The sequence below is a fragment of the Amycolatopsis sp. NPDC004368 genome (assembly GCF_053602515.1).
Genome location: NZ_JBSGDT010000001.1, coordinates 613,931 through 636,497, shown reverse-complemented (window position 1 = coordinate 636,497; position 22,567 = coordinate 613,931). Strand labels below are relative to the sequence as shown.

Annotated in this window: 24 protein-coding genes; 9 read left to right on the top strand and 15 right to left on the bottom strand. The window is 70.0% G+C overall.

What is annotated here, in order from left to right:
* Window positions 1-13: 13 nt before the first annotated feature.
* Entirely contained in the window at window positions 14-1,513 is a 1,500-nt protein-coding gene (locus ACWEOE_RS02955) for a cytochrome ubiquinol oxidase subunit I (RefSeq protein WP_452003013.1), read from the bottom strand.
* Window positions 1,514-1,679: 166 nt separating this feature from the next.
* Entirely contained in the window at window positions 1,680-2,000 is a 321-nt protein-coding gene (cutA, locus tag ACWEOE_RS02950) for a divalent-cation tolerance protein CutA (protein ID WP_452003010.1), read from the bottom strand.
* A 173-nt stretch (window positions 2,001-2,173) separates the two neighbouring features.
* Between cutA and ACWEOE_RS02945 the strand changes: the two genes are divergently transcribed.
* The gene (locus tag ACWEOE_RS02945; RefSeq protein WP_452003008.1) at window positions 2,174-2,773 is read left to right on the top strand and encodes a TMEM165/GDT1 family protein; all 600 of its coding nucleotides are present in this window, start codon (window positions 2,174-2,176) and stop codon (window positions 2,771-2,773) included.
* Window positions 2,774-2,900: 127 nt separating this feature from the next.
* Window positions 2,901-3,560 carry a DUF998 domain-containing protein gene (locus ACWEOE_RS02940; protein WP_452003005.1) on the top strand — a complete coding sequence of 220 codons (660 nt, stop codon included), beginning with the start codon at window positions 2,901-2,903 and terminating at the stop codon, window positions 3,558-3,560.
* A 171-nt stretch (window positions 3,561-3,731) separates the two neighbouring features.
* Here ACWEOE_RS02940 and ACWEOE_RS02935 read toward each other — a convergent pair whose 3' ends face one another.
* Both ACWEOE_RS02935 and ACWEOE_RS02930 read right to left on the bottom strand, forming a co-directional pair.
* On the bottom strand, window positions 3,732-4,370 hold the full coding sequence (locus ACWEOE_RS02935) for an IclR family transcriptional regulator (RefSeq protein WP_452003003.1): 639 nt from the start codon (window positions 4,368-4,370) through the stop codon (window positions 3,732-3,734).
* A complete protein-coding gene (locus tag ACWEOE_RS02930) occupies window positions 4,367-5,221 on the bottom strand; it encodes a hypothetical protein (RefSeq protein ID WP_452003356.1) in 855 nt (284 codons plus the stop codon). The genes ACWEOE_RS02935 and ACWEOE_RS02930 overlap by 4 nt, the downstream gene beginning before the upstream one ends.
* A gap of 84 nt (window positions 5,222-5,305) precedes the next feature.
* Between ACWEOE_RS02930 and ACWEOE_RS02925 the strand changes: the two genes are divergently transcribed.
* Window positions 5,306-6,478, top strand: coding sequence for a homogentisate 1,2-dioxygenase (locus ACWEOE_RS02925; RefSeq protein ID WP_452003000.1), 1,173 nt, complete (start codon window positions 5,306-5,308; stop codon window positions 6,476-6,478).
* 266 nt (window positions 6,479-6,744) lie between these two features.
* Here ACWEOE_RS02925 and ACWEOE_RS02920 read toward each other — a convergent pair whose 3' ends face one another.
* A complete protein-coding gene (locus ACWEOE_RS02920; protein WP_452002998.1) occupies window positions 6,745-7,701 on the bottom strand; it encodes a hypothetical protein in 957 nt (318 codons plus the stop codon).
* A 277-nt stretch (window positions 7,702-7,978) separates the two neighbouring features.
* On the opposite strand from ACWEOE_RS02920, the gene ACWEOE_RS02915 reads away from it, so the two are divergent.
* Window positions 7,979-8,779, top strand: a complete 801-nt coding sequence (locus tag ACWEOE_RS02915) for a DUF2470 domain-containing protein (protein ID WP_452002996.1) — start codon at window positions 7,979-7,981, stop codon at window positions 8,777-8,779.
* A gap of 109 nt (window positions 8,780-8,888) precedes the next feature.
* Here ACWEOE_RS02915 and ACWEOE_RS02910 read toward each other — a convergent pair whose 3' ends face one another.
* Complete coding sequence (locus ACWEOE_RS02910) at window positions 8,889-9,356, bottom strand: PPOX class F420-dependent oxidoreductase (protein WP_452002994.1); 468 nt, start codon at window positions 9,354-9,356, stop codon at window positions 8,889-8,891.
* 22 nt (window positions 9,357-9,378) lie between these two features.
* Between ACWEOE_RS02910 and ACWEOE_RS02905 the strand changes: the two genes are divergently transcribed.
* From ACWEOE_RS02905 to ACWEOE_RS02895, 3 genes are all read left to right on the top strand, one after another.
* The gene (locus tag ACWEOE_RS02905; RefSeq protein ID WP_452002992.1) at window positions 9,379-10,203 is read left to right on the top strand and encodes a CPBP family intramembrane glutamic endopeptidase; all 825 of its coding nucleotides are present in this window, start codon (window positions 9,379-9,381) and stop codon (window positions 10,201-10,203) included.
* A 51-nt stretch (window positions 10,204-10,254) separates the two neighbouring features.
* Window positions 10,255-11,439 (top strand): arginine deiminase, encoded by a 1,185-nt coding sequence (locus ACWEOE_RS02900; RefSeq protein WP_452003354.1) that lies wholly within the window; start codon window positions 10,255-10,257, stop codon window positions 11,437-11,439.
* Between the two features lie 151 nt (window positions 11,440-11,590).
* Window positions 11,591-12,142 (top strand): ferritin, encoded by a 552-nt coding sequence (locus tag ACWEOE_RS02895; protein ID WP_452002989.1) that lies wholly within the window; start codon window positions 11,591-11,593, stop codon window positions 12,140-12,142.
* A 203-nt stretch (window positions 12,143-12,345) separates the two neighbouring features.
* Here ACWEOE_RS02895 and ACWEOE_RS02890 read toward each other — a convergent pair whose 3' ends face one another.
* From ACWEOE_RS02890 to ACWEOE_RS02875, 4 genes are all read right to left on the bottom strand, one after another.
* Window positions 12,346-13,173 carry a hypothetical protein gene (locus ACWEOE_RS02890; protein ID WP_452002987.1) on the bottom strand — a complete coding sequence of 276 codons (828 nt, stop codon included), beginning with the start codon at window positions 13,171-13,173 and terminating at the stop codon, window positions 12,346-12,348.
* Entirely contained in the window at window positions 13,170-13,736 is a 567-nt protein-coding gene (locus ACWEOE_RS02885; RefSeq protein WP_452002985.1) for a SigE family RNA polymerase sigma factor, read from the bottom strand. Before ACWEOE_RS02885 ends, ACWEOE_RS02890 begins: the two co-directional genes overlap by 4 nt.
* 121 nt (window positions 13,737-13,857) lie before the next feature.
* Window positions 13,858-14,211, bottom strand: a complete 354-nt coding sequence (locus ACWEOE_RS02880) for a DUF952 domain-containing protein (RefSeq protein WP_452002983.1) — start codon at window positions 14,209-14,211, stop codon at window positions 13,858-13,860.
* A 113-nt stretch (window positions 14,212-14,324) separates the two neighbouring features.
* Window positions 14,325-15,200: a DUF5926 family protein gene (locus tag ACWEOE_RS02875; protein WP_452002980.1), complete on the bottom strand. Its 876-nt coding sequence runs from the start codon at window positions 15,198-15,200 to the stop codon at window positions 14,325-14,327.
* A gap of 65 nt (window positions 15,201-15,265) precedes the next feature.
* Here ACWEOE_RS02875 and ACWEOE_RS02870 point away from each other — a divergent pair, with 65 nt between their 5' ends.
* Window positions 15,266-16,420: a cytochrome P450 gene (locus ACWEOE_RS02870; protein ID WP_452002977.1), complete on the top strand. Its 1,155-nt coding sequence runs from the start codon at window positions 15,266-15,268 to the stop codon at window positions 16,418-16,420.
* A gap of 31 nt (window positions 16,421-16,451) precedes the next feature.
* Here ACWEOE_RS02870 and mca read toward each other — a convergent pair whose 3' ends face one another.
* Entirely contained in the window at window positions 16,452-17,249 is a 798-nt protein-coding gene (gene mca, locus ACWEOE_RS02865) for a mycothiol conjugate amidase Mca (RefSeq protein WP_452002974.1), read from the bottom strand.
* Between the two features lie 96 nt (window positions 17,250-17,345).
* Between mca and ACWEOE_RS02860 the strand changes: the two genes are divergently transcribed.
* Window positions 17,346-17,936, top strand: a complete 591-nt coding sequence (locus tag ACWEOE_RS02860; RefSeq protein ID WP_452002972.1) for a TetR/AcrR family transcriptional regulator — start codon at window positions 17,346-17,348, stop codon at window positions 17,934-17,936.
* A gap of 314 nt (window positions 17,937-18,250) precedes the next feature.
* Here ACWEOE_RS02860 and ACWEOE_RS02855 read toward each other — a convergent pair whose 3' ends face one another.
* The 4 genes from ACWEOE_RS02855 to ACWEOE_RS02840 form a co-directional block, all read right to left on the bottom strand.
* Complete coding sequence (locus ACWEOE_RS02855) at window positions 18,251-19,132, bottom strand: DUF4328 domain-containing protein (RefSeq protein WP_452002970.1); 882 nt, start codon at window positions 19,130-19,132, stop codon at window positions 18,251-18,253.
* Between the two features lie 801 nt (window positions 19,133-19,933).
* A complete protein-coding gene (locus ACWEOE_RS02850; RefSeq protein ID WP_452002968.1) occupies window positions 19,934-20,284 on the bottom strand; it encodes a rhodanese-like domain-containing protein in 351 nt (116 codons plus the stop codon).
* A gap of 50 nt (window positions 20,285-20,334) precedes the next feature.
* Window positions 20,335-20,652, bottom strand: coding sequence for a DUF485 domain-containing protein (locus ACWEOE_RS02845; RefSeq protein ID WP_452002966.1), 318 nt, complete (start codon window positions 20,650-20,652; stop codon window positions 20,335-20,337).
* An 87-nt stretch (window positions 20,653-20,739) separates the two neighbouring features.
* A complete protein-coding gene (locus tag ACWEOE_RS02840; protein WP_452002964.1) occupies window positions 20,740-22,527 on the bottom strand; it encodes a sodium/solute symporter in 1,788 nt (595 codons plus the stop codon).
* Between the last annotated feature and the right edge of the window lie 40 nt (window positions 22,528-22,567).

Sequence of the window (22,567 nt, the reverse complement as noted above, 5' to 3'; positions counted from 1 at the left end):
AGGTCCCGATATCTCAGTACGCGAACGAGAGGGCGTCGCCATCCGAACCCGACTCCTCACCGTGGACAGGCGGTGGCAGGACCCCTTCGATCCCACCCCGGATGTACTTGCGCATCAGGAACAGCTCCACCACGCCCAACCCCAGGTAGAGCACCGTGAGCGAGATCAGCGACGTCCACACCTCACCCACCGAGAGCTTCGACACCGCCTCGGCCGTGAACATCCACATGCCGTCGACCCCGGTCGGGTTGGGCGCGACCACGAACGGCTGACGCCCCATCTCCGTGAAGATCCAGCCGGCGCTGTTGCCGATGAACGGCGTCGCGATGCCCGCCACCAGCAGCAACGGGAACCAGCGGCCGCCCGGGATCCGGCCGCGGCGCGTGAGCCACAGCGCCAGCAGGCCGATCCCCGCCCCGATCGCGCCGAAGCCGATCATGGCGCGGAAGCCCCAGTACGTCACCGGCAGGTTGGGCACGTAGTCGATCGGCTGACCGGCCAGCGGGCCCAGGTCCGGGTCGTTCGGGTAGTTCGTGCCGTACTTCGCCTGGTACTGACCGATCAGGTTTTCCACACCCGGCACCTCGGTGGAAAAGTCGTTGTGCGCCAGGAACGACAGCAGCGCCGGCACGGTGAACGTCTTCACGTCCTCGCAGTTGGCCCCCGCCACGTCACCGATCGCGAGGATCGAGAAGCTCGCCGGCTTTTCCGTGTGGCACAACGCTTCGGCCGACGCCATCTTCATCGGCTGCTGCTGGAACATCAGCTTGCCCTGCGTGTCGCCCGTGATGGCCAGCACCGCGAACGCCGCGATCCCGACCCACGAACCGAGCCGCAACGACGCCCGCCAGACGTCCCGGTGCACGCCGGCGTCCGAGTCCGACGAGGAACGCCGCCGCCAAAGGTGCCAGCCCGCCACCCCGACGAGGAACGCCGCCGCCACCGAGAACGACCCGGCCAGCGTGTGCGGGATCGCCGCCAGCGCCGTGTTGTTGGTCAGCACCGCGAAGATCGAGTTCATCGTCGGCTTGCCGTCCACGAACTCCACACCCACCGGGTGCTGCATCCACGAGTTCGCGGCCAGGATGAAGTAGGCCGAGGCCATCGTCGCCAGCGAGAACGCCCAGGCGCACGCCAGGTGCACCCGCTTCGGCAGCCGGTCCCACCCGAAGATCCACAGGCCGAGGAAGGTCGACTCCACGAAAAACGCGACGAGCCCCTCCATCGCCAGCGGCGCGCCGAACACGTCGCCGACGAAGCGGGAGTACGCGCTCCAGGTCATCCCGAACTGGAACTCCTGGACGATCCCGGTCACCACCCCCATGGCGAAGTTGACCAGGAGCAGCTTGCCCCAGAACTTGGTCATCTTGAAGTAGCGCTCGTTACCCGTGCGCACCCACGCGGTCTGCATCCCCGCGACGAGCACCGAAAGTCCGATGGTCAGCGGGACCATCAGGAAGTGGTACACGGTGGTGATGCCGAACTGCCACCGCGCGAGCTCAAGGACATCCACGTCTTCGAGCTAACTCCGCGGGCGCGGGACCGACCAGTTCAACACGTCCCGAATTGCGAGGGACCTACGTCCTGAACCCGGGAAACGCGCACGTCAGAGGCACACCGCACATCCATCCACTGTGTACTGAAGGTGCTGGACGGTGCCGGAACCCGCAAACCGGAAACTATCGGGTCTGCTCCACCAGCCACGACAGGTACCGCGGGCTCCCGCCGACGATCGGAGTCACGACGATCTCCGGCAGGTCGTAGGTGTGGCGCACGTTCAGGAACTCCTCCAGCGCACCCGCCCGGTCCGCCGCCGTCTTGCACTCGACGCGCCACTCGCTGTCGGTGCACACCTTGCCCTCCCAGCGGTAGACGCTCGTGATCGGGCCCACAACCTGAGCGCAAGCGGCGAGCCCCGCCTCGACCGTGCTCGCGGCGAGGTTCCGAGCGATCGATTCCTCGGCGACGGTGGTGGTCACGAGCACGTGGTCAGCAGGCATGACCCGCACCGTACCGTATCCGGAAAAGAAATTTCGGCACACCGAAAAAATTAATCAGGAACTCCGGCGAAAGCTATTCAACGAACCGCACGGGGCAATTCGCAAAACCCATCAGCTTGCGGCTTTCTGAACGCCTCCTTTATCGTTGAAGTGAAAGGGGTGTCCGCCAACTCATGTCTCCCGCAATCATCGCCCTCATCAGCGCGTTCGGCCTGGTCCTGGCAGTGGAACTGCCCGACAAGACCCTGGTCGCGACGCTGGTGCTGACAACGCGTTTCCGCGCGGGGCCGGTATTCGCCGGGGTGTGTGTGGCATTCGCCATCCAGTGTGTCATAGCCGCGGCCTTCGGCCACGTGCTCACGCTTCTTCCGGAAACCGTGGTTTCACTGCTGGTGGCCGCGATGTTCGGTATCGGCGCCTACATGCTCCTGCGCGAGGGATTCAGCGAAGCCGACGAAGCAGGCGACAGCGCTTCGCGGTCCGGCGTCGGCCCCGCCACCTTCGTGCGCTCCGCGCTCACGTCGTTCGGCGTGCTCTTCGCCGCCGAGTGGGGCGACGCGTCGCAGCTCGCGACGGCGGGCCTCGTCGCACGGCTGGGCAACCCGTTCGCGGTCGGGCTCGGCGCGTTCGTCGCGCTGGTGTCCGTGGCCGGGCTCGCGGTGTTCATCGGCGCGAAGATCCGCAGCCGCATCCGCCCGAAGCTGATCCAGCGCACGGCTGGGTTCCTGTTCGCCGGATTCGCCGCGTTCGCGCTGGTCCAGCTGACTTTCTGAGGTTCGCGACCACAGAGACTTCACAGGAACACGAGATAACCTCTTCGGAACCAGTGGATGAGGGCAAGGTGAACCCGCGTTGCCGCGGCAAGCCTTGCCCTCCGCCATGACCACCGAGGAGGGCTCCATGTCGAAGGCTGTGCCTGCCGCCGTGTCCCCCGTGCACGGCCGGCTCGCGCTGGCCGGCATGGCGCTCGCGGTGGCCATCGCGGCTGACCTGCACCTGCGGTTGTCGGCGCAGGTCAGCCCGGTGTGGCAGACGCTGTCGGAGTACGTCTACGGCCACCTCGGCGGGCGCTCGGCCGCGCCGCTGTTCAGCGCGATGTGCTTCGCGCTGGCGCTCGGTTCCGTCGCGCTGCTGGCCGGGCTGGTGAAGGCCCGGCGTTCGCCCGCGGTCGTCGTGCTGCTCGGCGTGTGGTGCGCGGGCCTCACGATCTGCGCGACCGTCCCCGTCGACCCCGACGGCCAGGCCCGCAGCTTCGACGGCCAGCTCCACAACGCCGCGGCGCTCACCGCGTTCCTCGCGCTGCCCGCCGCCGCCTGGCTGCTCACCCGGCGCAGCAACGCCAGCTGCCCTTGGGAACCGAGGCGCACCACGATCCGCGGCCTGGCCGCCGCGAGCTTCGCCAGCGTGTTCATCGTGCTCGGCGGCTTCGTCTTCACGCTCATCACCGGCCCCGCGCAGCAGGAAGTGACGCTGGGACTGTTCGAGCGGCTGGTGTTCTCCGTGGACCTGGCCCTGCTGCTCACGATGGTGCGGCCGCTGCTGGCGGCCGCGCGCCGTTGAGCGTCCGGTCCCGCCAGGCGTACGGTCCCACGAGGATCGGCTGTGGCCCGTGAGCCACCACGACTCGTACGCCGGTCCGGCCCCACGCGCAGCTCGCCGAGCCTCATTCGGAAACGTTCACCTGGGCGCCTCCGCGACGGCTCCGCGGCGAGCCGCCCAGACCAAGTGCAACTACGCGTCGGTTCTGAGCACCTCGGTGAGTTTCGCGGCCGCGGCGACGACCTGGGGGCCGACCGTCTCGGCGTCCAGCGGCTCCAGCGAAACCACCCCCACGCTCGCCCGCAGCCCTGGCACCCCGCGCACCGGCGCGGCCACACCCGAGGCGCCGGCCTCCAGCTCGCCCGTGGAGGCAACCCAGCCGACACCGGAGGGCCGCAGCGCCATCGCCCGGCCCGCCGCGCCCGCGCTGAGCGGATGACGCGTGCCCACGCGGTAGGCCACGTGGTAGTTCGTCCACGACGGCTCCACCACCGCGACGGCCTGCGCCTGATCGCCCTGCGCCACCGTGAGGTGCGCCGTGGCCCCGACCTTCTCCGCCAGCTCGCGCAGCACCGGCCGCGCGGCCTCCCGCAGCTGCGGCAGCACCTGCCCGGCCAACCGCAGCAGGCCGACGCCGAGGCGCACCTTCGTGCCGTCGCGCCAGATCAGGCCGCGTTCGGACAGCGGCACCAGCAGCCGGTAGACGGCCGCGCGGCTCGCGCCGATCGTCACGGCCAGCTCGGAGATGGTCGCCGCCTCCTCGCCCGCGTCGGCCACCGCCTGCAGCAGCGCCAGGCCGCGGTCGAGGGTCAGCGACCCCTCCCTGTTCACAGCAGCTCGAGCTCACCCAGGTCGGCCACCGGCTCGGCGAACGACGCCGCCGCGTACGACGCGAAGAGCTCCCGCACGGCCTTCGCGGCCGGCTCCGACAGCGCGCGGGCCTCGTCGGCCAGCGCCTGGCCGTCGGTGACCTCCAGCGCCGCACGCACGTCGCCACCGGAAAGGCAGCGGGCCGACGCGACGATCAGGTTGAGGAAACCGTGGTGCGTGAAGCCCGTGTCCGGGTCGGTGTGGCGCACCGCGCGGTGCAGGCTGTTGGTGGCCTTGAACGACGCGCCGGGCGCGCCGCTGACCACCGACAGGAAGTCGGCCACCTCGTCGACGCTGGGGAAGTTCTCCCCCGCCGGGCCGCCGCAGCGGATCTTCGGCCAGCTGCCGTGCTCGATCACCTTGCGCACGCCGTCGAGCCAGCCGACACCGCGCCGCGGCTCCACGACGCGGATCACGTCCTCGGGCACGAACTCCGACACGCGCTCGAGCCACACCTCGTCGACGTCCGACGGCGCCGGCATCTCGACCATCCGCAGCGACAGCAGCTCACTGCGGGATTCGACGATCGAAATCGCCTTCGGCACACCGCCGAGCCCGGTGTCGATGATCAAGGAAAGCGGCAACGGTTCCTTCGGCTTCACCTTGATCAACTCGGTGATCAGCTCCGGCAGCCGGGACGCCTGGCAGAGGAAAACGCCCAGTACACCGGCGTGTTCACCCGCCCGCGACTCGTAGTGCGCACGCAGCGCTTCGGGCATGGCCGCGTCCGCGGGCGGAAAGAGCGCCGAGTCGTCGACGAGCCGCGCGAACAGGGGCGGAATTCCACGGGGGCCGGGGGGCGTGAGTTCCACAGCGCTTGACACGACTGACACGCTAGTAGCGTACGGCATCAGGACAAAATCGTTCGTTCTGCGGACACTTTTGGAGGCGCCACCATGCCCTTCTACCGGCGAGTAGGCGAGATCCCCCACAAGCGGCACACGGCCTTCCGCAAGCCCGACGGTGGCCTCTACGCCGAGGAGCTGATGGGCGTCGAGGGCTTCTCCGCCGACTCCGCGCTGCTGTACCACCGCGGCCTCCCGACAGCGATCGTCGACGCCGTGGCCGTACCCGACGACCGTGGCGCGCTCACGCCCAACCACCCGCTCAAGCCCCGCCACTTCAAGACGCCCGAGCTGAAGTTCGGCGCCTCCGCCGACGCCGTCACGGACCGCCGGCGCCTCTTCGGCAACGCGGACGTGACCATCGGCTTCGTCGTCGCCACCGCCCCTTCGCCGCTGTACCGCAACGCCGCCGGCGACGAGCTCTTCTACGTCCAGGGCGGGTCCGCCGTCTTCGAGACGATCTACGGCACGCTGGCGGCCGCGGACGGCGACTACGTGGTGATCCCGACCTCGTGCACCTACCGCGTGGTGCCGCAGGGCGAAGTGCGCCTCTACGTGCTGGAGGCGCGCGGGCACATCGGCCCGCCGAAGCGCTACCTGTCGGCGAAGGGGCAGTTCCTGGAGCACTCGCCGTACTGCGAGCGGGACATTCGTGGGCCCGTCTCACCGCTGGTTGTGGAGGGTTCGGATGTCGACGTGCTCGTCCGCCACCGCGCCGGCCTCACCCGGTACACGTACGCGACGCACCCCTTCGACGTCGTCGGCTGGGACGGCTGCCTGTACCCGTGGGCCTTCAACATCGACGACTTCGAGCCCATCACCGGCCGCGTGCACCAGCCGCCGCCGGTGCACCAGACGTTCGAGGGGCCGAACTTCGTGGTGTGCTCGTTCTGCCCGCGCAAGGTCGACTACCACGAGAACTCGATCCCCGTGCCGTACAACCACGCCAACGTCGACTCCGACGAGCTCATGTTCTACGTCCGCGGCAACTACGAAGCCCGCCGCGGCTCGGGCATCGGCATCGGCTCCCTGTCGCTGCACCCGTCGGGCTTCACCCACGGCCCCCAGCCGGGCGCGGCGGAGGCGTCGATCGGCGCGGAGTTCTTCGACGAGACGGCGGTGATGGTGGATACGTTCGCGCCCCTGGAGCTCGGCGAGGCGAGTTTGGCGTCTGAGGATCCGGGTTACGCGTGGTCGTGGTCGGGCAGGGGGCCGGAGGTGTGAGCGCGAATGGTGCCGATCCAGACGTGACCGGGTAGGCCGGCTCGGCGGCCGGCGGTCCAGAGCGTTCTGGTGGTGGCGATGTCGAGGTGGTGGTTGGCCACCACCACCGCGGCGACCTACGCCGCGCGGACCCCGCCGACGATCAGGCGGCCGGGCGCCCGCGCAGCGCTCCGTCGAAGGCCTTGCTGATCACCGGCAGCTGTCCGGCCGGGGCGGTTGGATCCGGCTCCCACGTGGGCATGGGCGCTCCTCCGCCATGTCGTTGCTCAGTGGCTGACCGCTTGGGCGGAGGGTGCGGGCGCCGGATTCGGAACGGGCCGGAAACGCGCGACGCCGATTACGGGGTAACCGGGCACGCCGACGGTCACCACGCCGAGCCGAGCAGGGCCGAGCGTCCACAGGCGATCTGAGGCGGCAACGTCCAGCGCCAGGGAGACGAAGATCTTCGACGTGCGGAAGGCGGCCACACTGCCGTCGGGAAGCCGGACGTGCCCCGTCAGCACCGCGCGGTAGCTGCTGCTGAACGCGATCTTCCGGTCCAGCACGGGCAGTTCGGTCCACGAGCCCTCCGAGCGGGGCCGGATCAGCTTCAGCAGAGTGATGACGCCGACGAGCGCACGCAGAACGGCGAACACGCCCAGGACCGCGATCACGGCGGCGCTCGCCGCCGCGAGCTCAGGGTCCACTTGCCGGGCGACTACGTCCGCCTTCAGGCCCACCACGGTCCACGCTGCCAGGCCGGCGGAAACCACATTCAGCAGCACCAGTGCCAGCATCGTCGGGACCTTGGCGCGACGGTCCGCGTTGAGCACGGGATCCTCGCGCGGCGGGACCAGCTGACGCGACACCACCGGCAGCTGCTTCGCGCCGCTCACCGGTGCGGCCGCCAGGCGCCCCTTCCAGACCAAGACGATTCCGGGCACCACGACATGGACGCGGTCGCAGTGCCTGAGCATCCACAACCGGCGCTGTCCGGCGAGCTGCATGCGGACGCCGGCGGGCAACTCGGTGCGCAGCCAGCGGCCGTCGGGCAACCGCACACCGACTCGGCTGCGCCGTGCGACCAGTCCGTCGGCGTCTACCCGCACCGCTTCGAACACCGCGGCGGGGTCCGGGTTCGTTCCGATTCCCGAGATGACGGCCGGCAACCAGATGAACAGGATCCGGCAGCCGAAGAAGGCGACGAAAACCGATGCGGCGAGGTTGGCGCCGGCGAGGAGCAACGCGAGGCCCGCCAGCGTGATCAGGGTCCCGCCCATGACCTGGATCGCCGCGGTGCGGCGAGCTTTCGCATAAACGACGCCGAACGGCGGCAGCGGAGCGGCGGCCACCCCCGGTTGCGGCTCCCAGACAGAGATTTGGTCGGTTTTGTCGGTCGTGTTCTCCCCAGGTGGCGGTGCTGATCACCGACTATTCGCCACTCGGGCGGAGTGCGTTACGGATCGGGTCTTCCCTTCTCGTCAGGACTCAGGTTAGGCTCACCTAAGTAGGAGGTGACCCGTGACCGAGGCCCCGACATCCGTCCGCCGCCCGCCCGCGCCGAACCCCGCCGAGCGGGCCAAGACGATCGCGACGCGCAACGGACCGGCGACGATCATGCCGACCGTCGAGCGCGCCGACAACGAGGCCGAGCGGGTGGTGCCCGTGCTGCACCACGTGCACCACAGCGGCAGCGTCAGCATCCTTCTGCCCGACGAGCACCCGATGGTGCGCACGTCGCGGCAGACTCAGCGCGGCGAGCTCGCCGTCATGGTCGAGCTCGCCGACCACGCCCCCGTCGAGCTGCGGGAGCCCATCCGCGGCCTGCTGTGGATCACCGGGTGGCTCCGACCGCTCTCGGCGGTCTCGGCACGAGCGCGTGCCGTGTCGATCGCCGAGCAGCGGCCGGATGAGCGCCTGCTGGACGTCGGCCACGGCCTGACGCTCCTGCGCCTCACGCCGGCCTCCCTCGTCCTCGCCGACGCCGAGGGCACGCACTCCCTGCGGCCGCACATGTTCAGCGCCGCACCGCCCGACCCGTTTCACACCTACGAGGCCGAGTGGCTGCGGCACCTGGAAAGCGACCACTCGGACGTGGTGGAGCAGCTCGCGCGGCACCTGCCCCCGGGCTTGCAGCACGGCCGCATCCGCCCGCTCGGCCTCGACCGCTACGGCCTGCGCCTGCGCGTCGAGTCCGACACCGGCGATCACGACGTGCGCCTGGCGTTCTCGCAGTCGATCGACACGCCGCCGAAGCTGGCGGCGGAGCTGCGGCGGCTGGTGGGTTGTCCGTTCCTGCGTCAGCAGCGGCGTTCGGACTGACGCGTTTCCCCGGCTGTGGACAACTCGCTGGGTCGGGCCCCATGAGCCATCGGGTACGACAAAGGCCGGCCCCACCTCGGTGGGACCGGCCTCATCGAGCAGCGCGGGCTCAGTCGTCCGCGAGTTCCGGCGGGAAGCCGCCGGTGGCGATGGGGCCCCAACGATCGATGGTGATGCGGATGAGGCTCTTGCCCTGCTTGCGCATGGCTTCGCGGTACTCGTCCCAGTCAGGGTGTTCGCCGGAGATGGCGCGGAAGTAGTCGACGAGCGGCTCGACGGACTCGGGCAGGTCGATGACCTCGGCGGTGCCGTCGACCTGCACCCAGGGGCCGTTCCACTCGTCGGACAGGACACAAACGGACACCACACCCGACTTGCGCAGGTTCGCGACCTTCGCCCGCTGTGGATAAGTCGCGATGACGAGCCGGCCCTCGGCGTCGACGCCGCACGTGTTCGGCGAGAGCTGGGGACGTCCGTCGGCGCGGGTGGTGACGAGGATCGCGTGGTGGCGGGGCTTAAGGAACTCGACCAGCGCTTCGCGGTCGACCTTCGTGTTGGTGGCGATAGTCCGAGGCATACCCCGAAGGTAGCGTGCGCTCATGAGCACGACAGAGCGATCGGGCATCAGGTCCTGGCTGCTGCCCCTTCCGCCCGATTCGCCCGCCCCGATCGTGGACGAGAAGGAGCGCCGCGCCGTCAAGTTCGAGCTGGTGCTCGTCTTCGGCATCACACTCGGCCTCTCCGGCGCCCGCAGCCTGCTGTCCCTTGTGGACTCCCTGCTGCGCCCGGAGCCGCTGGCTCAGCAACAGGTGCAGCTGAACGTGCCGCAGGCCGCCGCCAGCCTGCTCGACCTGCTGCAGCAGCTGCTCAACGCCCTGCAGCTCGTCGGCTGGGGCGCGCTCGGGCTGTACCTGCTGTGGCGCGCGGGAATCAAGGTCCGCGAGATCGGCCTCGACCGCCGCTCCCCCGGGTCCGACGCGCTGATCACGCTCGGCCTCGCCGCCGTGATCGGCATTCCGGGGCTGGGCCTGTATTTCCTCTCCTACCACCTCGGCTTCAGCCTGGCGGTGCAACCGTCCACATTGGGCGACACGTGGTGGCGCCCGATCGCGCTCACGCTCTCGGCGTTCGGCAACGCGTTCGCCGAAGAAGTGCTCGTGATCGGTTATCTGCTCACGCGGCTGCGCCAGCTCGGCGTGCGCGAAAACGCGTCTCTTGTGGGCGCGGCCGCGCTGCGCGGGTCGTACCACCTGTACCAGGGGTTCGGCGGGTTCGTCGGCAACTTCGTCATGGGCCTGGTGTTCGGCCGCGTCTGGCAGCGCACCAACCGGCTGTGGCCGTTGGTGGCCGCGCACACCCTTTTCGACGTGGTCTCTTTCGTCGGTTATTCACTCTTGAAAGGCCATGTTTCCTGGCTCCCCTGACGTGCGCTCATTAGGCTCGACCTCGTGAACGACGTGACGGCACCACCCAGGGTGGACAGCGAAGTCGGACCCCTTCGAGCGGTTCTCCTCCACCGGCCGGGAAACGAGCTCAAAAGGCTCACCCCGCGCAACAACGACCAGCTCCTCTTCGACTCCATCCCCTGGGTGGACCGGGCCCAGCAGGAGCACGACGCGTTCGCGGAAGTGCTCCGCAGCCGCGGTGTCGAGGTGCTGCTGCTGGCCGACACGCTGCGCACGGCGCTCGAGGACCAGCGCGCGCACACGGCGGGCGTCCACGCGGCTGTGGATGAATTGCGCCTGGGCGCCGATCTCGCCGATTCGCTGCGTTCGCACCTGAGCGGCGTCGACGCCGGCACGCTCGCCGAGGTGCTGATGGCGGGCATGACGTTCGAGGAACTGCCGACGTCCGAGGGCGCGTCGCTGGTGCGGATGATGCGCGACCCGCACGATTTCGCCGTCGACCCGCTGCCGAACCTGCTGTTCACGCGCGACTCGTCGGCGTGGATCGGCGATCGCGTGGCCATCTCGTCGCTGACGATGCCGGCGCGGCGGCGCGAGACGGCTGTGCTCGACCTGGTCTACGCCTACCACCCGCGCTTCCGCCACGCGGCGCGCGCGTACGGCGCCCACTCCGCGCCCATCGAGGGCGGCGACGTGATGCTGCTTGCCCCGGGCGTGGTGGCTGTCGGCGTCGGCGAGCGCACCACGCCGGCCGGCGCGGAGTCGCTCGCGCGCTCGGTGTTCGCCGACGGTCTCGCGCACACCGTGCTGGCCGTGCCCATCGAGCAGTCCCGCGCGACGATGCACCTGGACACGGTGTGCACGATGGTCGCGGCCGACGCCGTCGTGATGTACCCGCTCGCCCGTGATTCGCTCACGGCGTTCACCGTGCGTCCCACCGGCGACGGCGGGGTCAAGGTCGCGGGCCCGGCGCCATTCCTGAGCGCCGCGGCGGAGGCGATGGGCATCGACCGGCTGCGCGTGATCGACACCGGGCTCGACCCGGTGACCGCGGAACGCGAACAGTGGGACGACGGCAACAACACCCTCGCGCTGGCCCCCGGTGTCGTCGTGGGTTATGAGCGCAACTTCGAGACCAACGAACGCCTGGCCGACGCGGGAATCGAGGTGCTCGCCATCGCCGGCTCCGAACTGGGCTCCGGCCGCGGCGGCCCGCGCTGCATGTCGTGCCCGATCCTGCGGGACACGATATAAAGCGAAGTTAGCCTTCCCTTAATGAGTTAAATCAATGAAGGGAAGGCTAACCAAAATAAGGGCGAATTTCTTTAGGAATGGTAACCCTAATAGGGTGGACATCACCAGCTCAAAGTGGAAATTAATCGCGATTTGTCGTACCGTCATCTGCATGGCCCTCATGAAGAAAGAACCGCGCTCGAAGTTCTACGAACTACTGCAGGCGCAGATCCACAACGAGTTCCACGCCTCCCAGCAGTACATCGCGCTGGCGGTCTGGTTCGACAACGAGGACCTGCCGCAGCTCGCGAAGCACTTCTACAAGCAGTCGGTGGAAGAGCGCAACCACGCGATGGCGCTCGTGCAGTACATGCTCGACCGCGACCACCACGTGGAGGTGCCGGGCGTCTCCCAGGTCCGCAACGAGTTCTCCGCCCCGCTGGAGCTCCTCGAGCTCGCGCTGGAGCAGGAGAAGGAGGTTGCCGCCGACATCTCCGCACTGGCGAAGGCCGCGCGCGCCGAAGAGGACTACATCAGCGAGCAGTTCACGCAGTGGTTCCTCAAGGAGCAGGTCGAGGAGATCTCGCAGATGTCCACGCTCGTCACCGTCGCCCGCCGCGCGGGTGACAACGTGTACGAGATCGAGAAGTTCCTCCACCGCGAGGCCGTCGGCACCGCCGCCGCGGACGCCGGAATGCCCCCGGTCGCTGGCGGCGCGCTGTAGTTCACCCGGCTGACCGGTCACCGGTCGGCCGGTTCGTCACCAGGCCAGCCATCGCGGAGCCCGGGTTGTCCCCCCTGTGGACAACCCGGGCTTCGTCGTCCTGCGGCCCTGGGTCCGACCCACCCAACCGTCCACAAGGCCCAAAAGAGGAACCCGGGCTCTCCCCCTGTGGACAGCCCGGGTCCTCGGTCAGCGCCGCCCGGTCAGGCGGCGCAGGTTTGGTTGACCGCGCGGACATCCAGGCTCGAAACGGACCCGTCGTCGGCCAGGGTGAAGTGGTAGGCGCCCTCGGTGCCCGTGGGGGCCACCAGCTCGTCGGAGGCCTGGGACGCGTCGGGGTACGCCGCGGTGACGTCTGCGGCCGCTGAACCCTCGCCGACGCCCTCCGGCGTGTGGGCGGCGCCGTCGGGTTTCACGACGACGACGCCGGCGTCCGGGGACACCACGGCGGTCGCGGCGGCGGGGACGCCCTCGCCGGCGACGTCGTAATACGTGCAGCCCGCGGATTCCTTCACCGGCGTCAACGTCAGGCCCGACTCGGTCAGCTGCTGCTCCGTCATCCCCAGCTTCAGCACCCCGAGCCCATTCGACGTCAGCAACGACCCCTTCGTCACCTTCGCCGGAGCGTCACCGCGCGTGGACGGCGGCGGAGTGTGGTGCTTCGGCGGCGCCGGCGCACGGGTCTGCTTGACCGGCGGCTCGCCCAGCGGCGCCGAAGCGACCGGCGGCGCGGCCGAAGTCGGCGACGTGACGGGTGGCGTGGCGGACACACTCGGCGCCGTCAGCCGCGAAGCCGTGAGATCGGCGGTGCCCGCAGTGGTCTGGACCTTGACCACCACCAGCCCACCCGACACCAGCGCCAGCGCGCACACCGCGCCGGACGCCGACATCAGCACCTTCCGGCGCTGCCGGCGACGGCGCGCGCCCGCCAGGATCGACGGCTCGGCGTCGGCCGGCGCGGGCACGACCAGGCGGTCATCGGAAAAGAGCGCGCGCAGCCGTTGCTCCAGCTCGTCCTCGGAGTCGTTCAACCCGCTTCGCTCCCTTCGCGCTTCAGCTTCGTCCGCAACGAAGCGATGGCCTTGCTGGCCTGGCTCTTCACCGTCCCCTGGCTGACCCCCAGCGTTTCCGCGATCTCGGCCTCGGACAGTCCTTCGTAGTAACGCAGCACCACCACCGCGCGTTGCCTCGGCGGCAGATTTCGCAACGCCTGCCACAGCGGCTCGTGCTCGAACGGGTCGTTCGGCGCGCACGGGCTGGTGTCCGGCAGGTCCGCGACGAGGTTCTCCCGGCGCGTGCGTCTCCACCGGCTGACGTGCGCGTTGGCCATCGAACGCCGCACGTACGCGAGCGGGTCGCCCGTCTTCTGCTGCACGTAGGACCAGCGCGACCCGATCTTCTCGAGCACGGTCTGGACCAGGTCGGCGGCGTCGTGCGGGTTGCCCGTGAGGGCGTGGCCGTAGCGCAGCAAGCCGGGGAGGCTGGCCGCGACGAAGTCGCCGAACTCGGCGAACACCGGGGGTTCGGCCGCCACGCGCGCGTCCGCGACCCAGGTCGGTTCTCCCCCCGCGATGGCAGGTGCCGCTGCCGTCACCAAATCGCCCCCTCCCCGGATGAGATCGCCGCGCACCGCGTCCTCGTCATCCCCCACACGCATGGCAGCCCCCGCAGGTTGTCCAGCTCTCGCGACTACTTTTCGTGAACTTCCACGCCGGTCAGCGCACGGAGAGCGACTCGGGCAGCTGCAACGAACCGTCCGCGCCGGGTGGGAAATCGTGTACCGAGGCCACAGCGTTTCTCGGGATCGGCCCGTAGATGTGCGGGAAGAGGATCCCGTCGGGGTGCGGCGGCGCGCCGGCCTCCCAGACCACGCGCGCGTCGACCCTCGCCGGGTCGATCTCGAGCAGCACGAGGTCGGTGCGGCCGTGGTAGACGGCGTTCGCGGGCACGCTGACGGTGCCGGGGTCGGAGCAGTGGATGAACCCGATTTCGGCGAGCGAAGGCGCGCGGTACTCGGTGTCTTCGGAGACGGCGGCCCACTCGTCGCGGGTGCAGATGTGCAGGATCACCCCGACGATCGTGCCACCGCGAAGGTGCGTCGAGGTACGGGTCTACCCGGTGAGCGGGTGTGACTTGGGCGCTGTGGAAGTTCGGTGTCGAACTTCCACAGCGCCGGTCCGGGTCAGCGGATGGTGAGCTGGCGGCCGATGAGGCCGTCGCGAGCGCGGCGCTCGGTGGCGTCGAGCGGCTCGGTGTCGAGCGACTTCAGGGCTTCCTCGAGGCGGGCGCCGAGCTGGTCCTTGGGTTCGGCCCATTCCCGCGCGTGAGCCTCGGGATCGAGGTCCCACACCGGGACGAGCAGGCCGTGGGCGCGGAACGAACCCGCGTACCGCGTGCCCTCGCCGAGGCCCAGCGTGCCGGCCGCGGACAGGCGCGCAAGCGCTTGCAGCAGCAGGTTCTCCGGCTCGGGACGGACCCAGCGCAGGTGTGCCTTCTCGCCGGCGAGCACCCAGTACGCACCGGCACCGAGGCGTTCGGTGGGCATGATGGCGGCGTTCGCGCGCTCGAGGGACACCGCGACGTCACCGCTGGCGTCGGCGTCCTCGGGCAGCCACCAGCCGAAGTCGCTGTGGAGCGTGAGCTCGAGCTCGGCGGCGGGCACCAGCAGGTCCTGCAGGCGGTTGTGCTCGTCCGGGTCGGTGGGCGTGCTGGTGTCCGGCACGGACAGGACGTCGCCCGGCTTGGCGTCGAGCACCCAGCGCAGCGAACGGCCGAGGTCGCGGCTGATGTCCGACGACCGCGTCTGCACCTGCAGGCCGACGTAGCGCTGCCCGTCGGAGCGGACGAACGCCGCGGCCGCCATGGGCAGCACGGTGCCGAGGGTGACGTCGCCGCCGTCGGCGAGCGTGAGCTTCGCCGTGGCCGACGGCACGAACTCGCGCAACGCGATCAGCTCCGGCTCCGCGGCCAGACCTTCGAAGGGCTGCCCGACGAAAACGTCGCGCACCTTCGGTTTGCGGTCCGGCTTGGGCCCCTTCTTCCGCGCGCCTTTACCCACTTCAGCCTCCTCAAAGCTCGACGCCAGACGCTATCGAAGCGGAGGTCGCGGGCTAGAGTCGGGCCGTGTTCGACGCTTCCGATACCGCGTTCCTCGCCGACCCGTACCCCGCGTTCGCCGCGCTGCGCGCCGAGGGCGAGGTGCACCACCACGACGGGCTCGGCCTGGCGATCACGGTCTCGCACGCCGCATCGGGCGCCGTCCTGCGCCACCGCGGGCTGGGCCGGATCTGGACCGACGCTCAGCCGCTCGAACGGTTCGCCTCGTTCAACCTGCTGCACCGCAACTCGTTGCTGGAGAACGAACCGCCCGCCCACACCCGGCTGCGGCGCGTGATCGCGGGCGAGTTCGGGCGCGGCCACGTGCAGCGGCTGCGGCCGATGGTCGGGCGGCTGGCTTCGGCCATGGTGGACACCCTGGCCGACAAGATCGCTGCCGACGGTAGCGCCGACTTGCTGGAGCACCTCGCACAGCCGTTGCCGGTGGCCGTGATCGCGGAGTTGCTGGGCATCCCCGTCGAGGACGGGCCGCGGCTGGTGGCGTGGAGCAATGCGATCGTGAAGATGTACGAGTTCGGCCTCCCTTCGGAAGCGCGCGACGCCGCCGAGCAGGCCGCGGCCGACTTCGTCGCGTACCTGCGGTCGGTGGTGAGCGGGGAGCCCGGTGGGATCGTCGCCGACCTGGTGGCCAGCGAGCTGACGCCGGACGAGGTCGTGGCCACCGCCGTGCTGCTGCTGATGGCCGGCCACGAGGCGACGGTGAACGTGATCGGCAACGGTGTGCTGGCCCTCCTGACCCACCGCACCGAATGGGACCGACTTGGGGCCGACCCAGGTTTGCTCGACTCGGCTGTGGAAGAACTGATCCGGTTCGACGCGCCTCTTCAGCTTTTCGAACGCACGGCGACGGAGGACGTGGAAATCGCGGGCTACCGCGTGGAGCGCGGCGCGAAGATCGGTGCGTTGCTGGGGGCGGCGGCGCGGGATCCGCGGGTGTTCGACGCGCCTGATGTGCTCGACATCGGCCGCTCTCCCAACGCGCACCTCGGCTTCGGCATGGGAATCCACTACTGCGTCGGGGCACCGCTGGCCCGGGTGGAGATCGCGGCGGCGTTGTCGGCGCTGTCCACGCGGCTGCCGGGATTGCGGCTGGCGGGGGTGCCGGAGCGGCGGCCGGAGTTCGTGATCAGGGGGTTGCGGACGTTGCCGGTGACGGTCTGATCGGCTCGAATTCGGCTCGGATTCAGCTCGGTCAGCGGAGGCCGGCGAAGAGGTCGGTTTCGTGGGTGTCGGGGGCACTGCCGACGAGGTGGTACTGCTCCCACGGCCAGGTGGCGCGTTCGATGTCGCGTGAGTGGTGGAAAAACGGGTGGGCCGGGTCGGTCTGGGTCGCGTGGGCTCTGAGGGCGCGGTCGCGGGTGGCGAAGTGCTCTTCGCAGCGGATGTGGGTCGTCGGGCGGAGTCGGTCGGGCGGGAGCTCGTCGAGGACGGGACCCATCGGTGAGTCGAGGCCGGCGGCGAGGGTGGCGTCGTGGATGGCCTGGAACCAGGCGCGGCTGAGGGTGGCCAGGTAGTAGAGCTTGCGCGGGGTGCCGTCGACGGTGGCTTCGAGGGCGGCGCGGGTGACTTCGTGGGTGCGGATGTGGTCGGGGTGGGGGTAGCCGCCGGTTTCGTCGTAGGTGATCACGACCTGGGGGCGGAAGTCGCGGATCAGGGCGATGAGGGGCTGGGCGGCGTCGGCGAGCGGGAGCCGGGCGAAGCAGCCTTCGGGTAGTGGGTGGTCCAGGCCGGAGTCCGGGTGGCCGAGGAACTGCTGGCGGACGCCGAGGATTTCGGCCGCTGCGGCCATTTCCCGACGGCGGACGGCGGGGAGGTCGCGGCGGACTTCGGGGGTGTCGGCCGCCGGGTTGAGGACGTCGCCGCGTTCGCCGCCGGTGCAGGTGGCGACGAGGACGTCGACGCCTTCGGCGGCATAGCGGGCGAGGGTGGCGGCGCCTTTGCTGGATTCGTCGTCGGGGTGGGCGTGGACGGCCAGGAGGCGGAGGGTCATCGAGGTCCTTCGTTGTTTAGGTCGAACCTAAGATTAGGTTGAACTTATTTATTAGGTCAAGCCTAAAGTTAGGACGAACCCAGGTATGCTGGCCGGGTGAGCCTCAGGGAGCAGAAGAAACTCGAGACCCGCCAGAACATCTCGCACGCCGCGACCCGGCTGTTCATCGCGCGCGGGTTCGAGAGCGTGACGATCGCGGAGGTCGCCGAGGCGGCGCGCGTCGCGAAGATGACCGTGACCAACCACTTCGGCCGAAAGGAAGACCTGGTCTTCGACATCCGCAACGACTTCGTCGACTGGCCCGCGAAGCTGGTGAAGCAGTCCCCGGGCCCGGCGTTCGCCGCGGTGCGCGACGGCTACTTCGCGGCGCTCGACGAGCAGAGCGCACTGCTGGGCTTCGCGGGGATCGAGTTCGTGGGGATGGTTCGCGGCAGCGACACGTTGATGAGCGCGCTCGCGCAGATGCACCTCGACCGGGAGCAGCAGCTGGCCACCGCGTTGCTCGAACACGGCGACCCCCGAGACGACCTCCTCGCGCGAACCACGGCGGCCCACCTGACCTCGGTGCTGCGCTTGCTTTTCGACGACGTCTGGGACCTCACGTACTCGGGCGCCGACGATCTGGTGGGCACGGTGCGGCGTGCGGCGACGAAGGCGTTCGGGCAGCTGGAGCCCGCGCTGGGGTGAACCGCGGCGGCCGGACCAGCGCCCGGGGCGCCAACTGCGACGGAAGCGTTCGGGCAGATCGAGCGCGCCGACCGGAAGGACGAGCTCAATGACGATCGCAGCTTCGCCGCAGCAGGTGCGAAGGAAGCGATTCAGTGAATCGAATTCGCGCTGGGCTGGGCAGCGCCGGCATCTTGCCGCCAATAGCGACCTCACGGCAGGAACAGCGACCTCGCGGCAGGAAACCTGAGTGAGTCGAGCCCCTCGCCGGTGGCAGAGCGGGCAGCCGCAGCGAGTGGGCGATGACGACGTAGGGGTGCAGAAGCTGAGCGGGCTCAGCGGGCGGCGCCGGCCGGGCGGGCGTTGTGGAGTTCGGGCGCGGGGGCGCCGTCGATCTTGAGGACCCGGAGGTTGCGCAGGCGGCCGGGGGCGATGGGCATCAGGAGGTTCGAGAAGCGGCGGATGACGAGCGCCGTGGTGAAGGCGAGGGCGGCGGCGGCCAGGTCGGTGAGGGCGACGAGGACCACGCTGTCCGCCATGGCCTGGACGCCCGGGCGCAAGCGCCAGACGATCGTGACCGCGAGCAGGACCCAGTTCACCAGCCACGCGGCCCACCACACGAGGACGAGGCGAGAGGGCTTCGGGCGCTCGTCACGCGGGCGGCGGAGCACCGCGTGTTCGAGTTCGCCCACCACGGACAGCGCGAGCGGCAGGTTGGCGATCGGCACGAGCACGCCCACGAGCACCTGCCACACGGGCCGCGCGGGTTCGACGCCGGCCTCGTCGGCGGCGGCGTGGCGAGCGACGAGCAGCCACCACACCGCGAGGCCGGTCGGGAGAAGGGACAGGATCGTGGTCAGCAGACCGGCGGTGACCACGAACGCGTCGGAGAAACCAACCACCGACGTGCTCAGCGCGGAATCGCGGCTCTGCACCAGCAGGACGTAACGCCAGATCTCCGAACCCGCCGCGGCGACCGCGAGGACGACGAACGTCCACAAGATCGTGTTCAGGCTCTGCGCCAGCACGGGGATCCGGTCGATGGGCCGCACCGCGCCGGACGCCGTGCCGGGCACCGCGGTCGGGCGGCGCCAGACGAGGCTCGGGAAACCCCAGCGTGGCGGGACCGGGTAGGATGGCGGGCCGGCGTACGGCGTGGTCGCCACCGCGCGGCGCCGCGTCACGGAACCCGGCGGCGGAGAGGCGACCCACTTCAAGCGAGGCCGCGGCCGCGCCGGGTGGGAAGGGTGCTCTTGGACGGTTCGCTGGACCTGGCCTTGAGGAGCCGAGGTGAACGGGTGGACCGCCGATGGGCCGGCGCCCTGCGGCAGCGCGGCGGAGCCGGTGGGAACGGGGTGTCCCCCGGTGACCGGGTGACCGGCAGCACCGGTGTAGGCCGGCTGGCCACCGGCAGCGTCCTGACCAGGCTGACCGGACGGATCACGATAAGCGGCCTGCCCCGCAACACCGTTGTGAACCGGGTGCCCGGCAGCAGTCTGCTGACCGGACTGTCCCGAGGAGTAAGTGCCGTCGCTGCGCGCCGACTGCCCACCGACACCCGGAAAGCCAGGCTGCTCGGACAACTCACGGTAGGCAGCTTGCTCGCCAACGCCACCGCGATAGGGCTGTCCACCAGCAGCCTGCCCCGACAGATCCTGGAGAGCCGGCTGCCCGGCAACACCGGGGTAGGCCGGCTGGCCTCCGAAACCCCGGTGACCAGGTTGGCCGGCAACACCGTGAGAAACCGGCTGCCCACCAGCGCCCGGGTGAAGCGGCTGCCCGGCGGAACCGTGGTGTCCAGGCTGGGCACCGGCGTGACGCCCACCGAGAGCACCAGGCTCGCCAGGATCACCGGCACCACCGAACCCCGGCACCCAGCCGTCAGGCGAAGACTCCCCCGACCACTCCGGATACCTCGGATACTCCGGAGGCGGAGACCCCGCCCCGCCCGCACCACCCTGAGGACCCGCGGCGTGCGCGGATCCGGGCGGGACGGGGGGCTGGGCCGGATGCATCCGTCAGATGACCTCGGGCTCGGCGCCCGCGTCCTCGCTCACCATGGGCCGGCCCTCGCGGGCCCAGGCGCCCATGCCGCCGGCGACGTTGACCGCGTCCCAGCCGCTGGCGTTGAGCCAGGCGGTGGCGCGGGCGGAGCGGCCGCCACTGCGGCAGATCACGTAGACCGGCTGGTCGTCGGGGAGTTCGGCGAGTTCGTCGACGCGCGCAGGCAGCTCGCCGAGCGGGATGTGCAGGGCACCGGGCGCGTGGCCGGCGACCCACTCGTCGTCTTCGCGGACGTCGAGCAGGGGGACGCCGTCCTTCGGCAGGTCACGGACCTCGGCGGTCGGCAGTTCAGCGGGGCTCACCACAGTTCCATGCTCCCATGTCCAGGCGTTGTACGCGTGTGAGGAACCAGACGCTAGCCCCCGTACTCGGCACGCAGCTCCGCGGCCAGCGGATCGAGCTTGCGGTTCGCGAAGCGCACATACAGGGCCGTGACCACGAACGTCGTGAGGAACTGCCCCAGCCCCAGCACCAAGCCGACGCTGATGTTGCCCCACAGGCGCGCGCTCATGAAGGCGTGCGCGTAGTCCGCGAGCAGCACGTACAGCAGGTACCAGGCCAGGAAAGCCGCCGACATCGGGAACACGAACCGGCGCCGGCGGCGGCGCAGGAGCTGGAACTCGGGTGTGGCCTGCACGTGCTCCCAGTCGACGTCCGCTTCGGTGCGGTCCACGGCGCCCCCTTCGCGAAACAATCAGTCACGAAGATCTTCCGCCCCGAAAAGGGTGACGCGGCCTCGTCGAATCAGGTGATCTGCCGGTTACTTTCGGTGCCGGCCCCGAGCGGCGCGCGTTCTGTCCTCCGCCTGGCCGAACCGCGCGACGGCCCGGTCGCGCATCAGGCCCAGCGGGTCGGGGGCGTGCAGACGCAGCATGATGTCGTTGACGAGCGAAGGGCGCCCGTAGCGCGTCAACCTGCTGACCACGTACGTCGTGAGGAACGCCGCGGGCACCGAGATCAGGCCCGGCTGGCTCGTGTACCAAGGCGCGTCGAAGTTCGCGTAGCCCGCCGCGATGTCGACGCCCAGCGCGGCCAGCACCAGCCCCCCGCCGATGAGCATGCCCGCGAGCGCGCCGGGCCAGCTGAGCTTGCGCCACCAGATGCCGAGCAGCAGCAGCGGGCTGAACGTCGACGCCGCGAGCGCGAACGTCAGCCCGATCGACAGCGAGATGTCCTCCGTGCGCAGCAGGAACGCCAGGCCGAGCGGACACAGCGCGACGATCGCCGTGCCCACCTTGAAGTCCTTGACCCGTCCCGGCAACAGGTCGGTGGACACCACGCCGGCCACGCTCACCAGCAGCCCCGACGAGCTCGACAGGAACGCCGCGAACGCCCCCGCCGCCACCACGGCCGCGAGGATCTGGCCCGCGATCCCCGGCACCATCGCCGTCGGCAGCATCAGCACGGCCGCGTCGGTGTTGCCGGTGAGGAGCAGCTGCGGCACGTACATCCGCGACAGCGCGCCCAGCATCGTCGGGAACAGGTAGAACAACCCGAGCAGCAGCAGCACGTGGACGGTCGTGCGGCGCGCGGCCTTGCCGTCGGGGTTGGTGTAGAAGCGCACCAGCACGTGGGGCAGGCCCATCGTGCCGAGGAACAGCGCGAAGATCAGCGAATACGTCTGCAGCAGGTCGGTGAGCTTGCCGGACGCCGGGTGCAGCCACGCGTCGTTCGACGCCGGCGCGTCGCTGATCACCGGCACCGGCGTGCCCGCGGCGAACTTGAGGGTGGTGCCCTTCTCGACCGTGTGCGGGATCAGCGGCGACCAGCGCGCGACGCCCCGCGCGGGGAAGTCGTCAATGCGGCCGTCGGCGTAGAAGTAGGTCTCGGTGGTGACCTTCACCGTCACGTCGGTCTGCACCGACACCGTGGTGTCCTGCGGGAACACGGGTGGCGCCGGCGAGCCGAGCGCGCGCGTGACGCCGGAGCCGCTGCCGGAGAAGAACACCATGCACAGCACGAAAGTCGGCACCGAGATCGCGAACAGCTTGAGCCAGTACTGGAAGGCCTGGACCACCGTGATCGCGCGCATGCCGCCGGCGATCACGTTGATGCCGACCAGCACCGTGACCACCACCGCGCCCACCCACGCGGGCACCGGCAGGATCGACGCGAGCGTGAGCCCCGCGCCCTGCAGCTGCGGGACCATGTAGAGGATCCCGATGAACACCACGAACGCCGTCGCGAAGCGGCGCAGCCCGAGCGAGCCCAGGCGCATCTCCACGAAGTCCGGCAGCGTGTACGCACCCGAGCGGCGCAGCGGCGCGGCGACGAACAGCATCAGCGCGAGGTAACCGGCGGTGAAGCCGATCGGGTACCAGGTGGCGTCGGCGCCTTCCTTGAGCACGATGCCCGCGACACCCAGGAACGACGCCGCCGACAGGTACTCGCCCGAGATGGCCGCGGCGTTGCGGCGCGAACGGACCGTTCGCCTGGCGACGAGGAAATCGTGCGTGCTGGTGGCCGAACGCGACGAGCGGTACCCGAGGTAGTACGTCGCGAGGGCGACCAGCACGATGCCGGTCAACGCCCACGGGTTCAGCTGCACGGCTGGAATCCTCGCACGAGCCCGCGGTCCGGTGATGCCC

What these genes read in the sequence shown, in the direction of transcription:
- cutA (WP_452003010.1), bottom strand. Translation starts at nt 2,000, where the DNA reads ATGCCTGCTGACCACGTGCTCGTGACCACCACCGTCGCCGAGGAATCG.
- ACWEOE_RS02945 (WP_452003008.1), top strand. Translation starts at nt 2,174, where the DNA reads ATGTCTCCCGCAATCATCGCCCTCATCAGCGCGTTCGGCCTGGTCCTG.
- ACWEOE_RS02940 (WP_452003005.1), top strand. Translation starts at nt 2,901, where the DNA reads ATGTCGAAGGCTGTGCCTGCCGCCGTGTCCCCCGTGCACGGCCGGCTC.
- ACWEOE_RS02925 (WP_452003000.1), top strand. Translation starts at nt 5,306, where the DNA reads ATGCCCTTCTACCGGCGAGTAGGCGAGATCCCCCACAAGCGGCACACG.
- ACWEOE_RS02910 (WP_452002994.1), bottom strand. Translation starts at nt 9,356, where the DNA reads ATGCCTCGGACTATCGCCACCAACACGAAGGTCGACCGCGAAGCGCTG.
- ACWEOE_RS02905 (WP_452002992.1), top strand. Translation starts at nt 9,379, where the DNA reads ATGAGCACGACAGAGCGATCGGGCATCAGGTCCTGGCTGCTGCCCCTT.
- ACWEOE_RS02895 (WP_452002989.1), top strand. Translation starts at nt 11,591, where the DNA reads ATGGCCCTCATGAAGAAAGAACCGCGCTCGAAGTTCTACGAACTACTG.
- mca (WP_452002974.1), bottom strand. Translation starts at nt 17,249, where the DNA reads ATGACCCTCCGCCTCCTGGCCGTCCACGCCCACCCCGACGACGAATCC.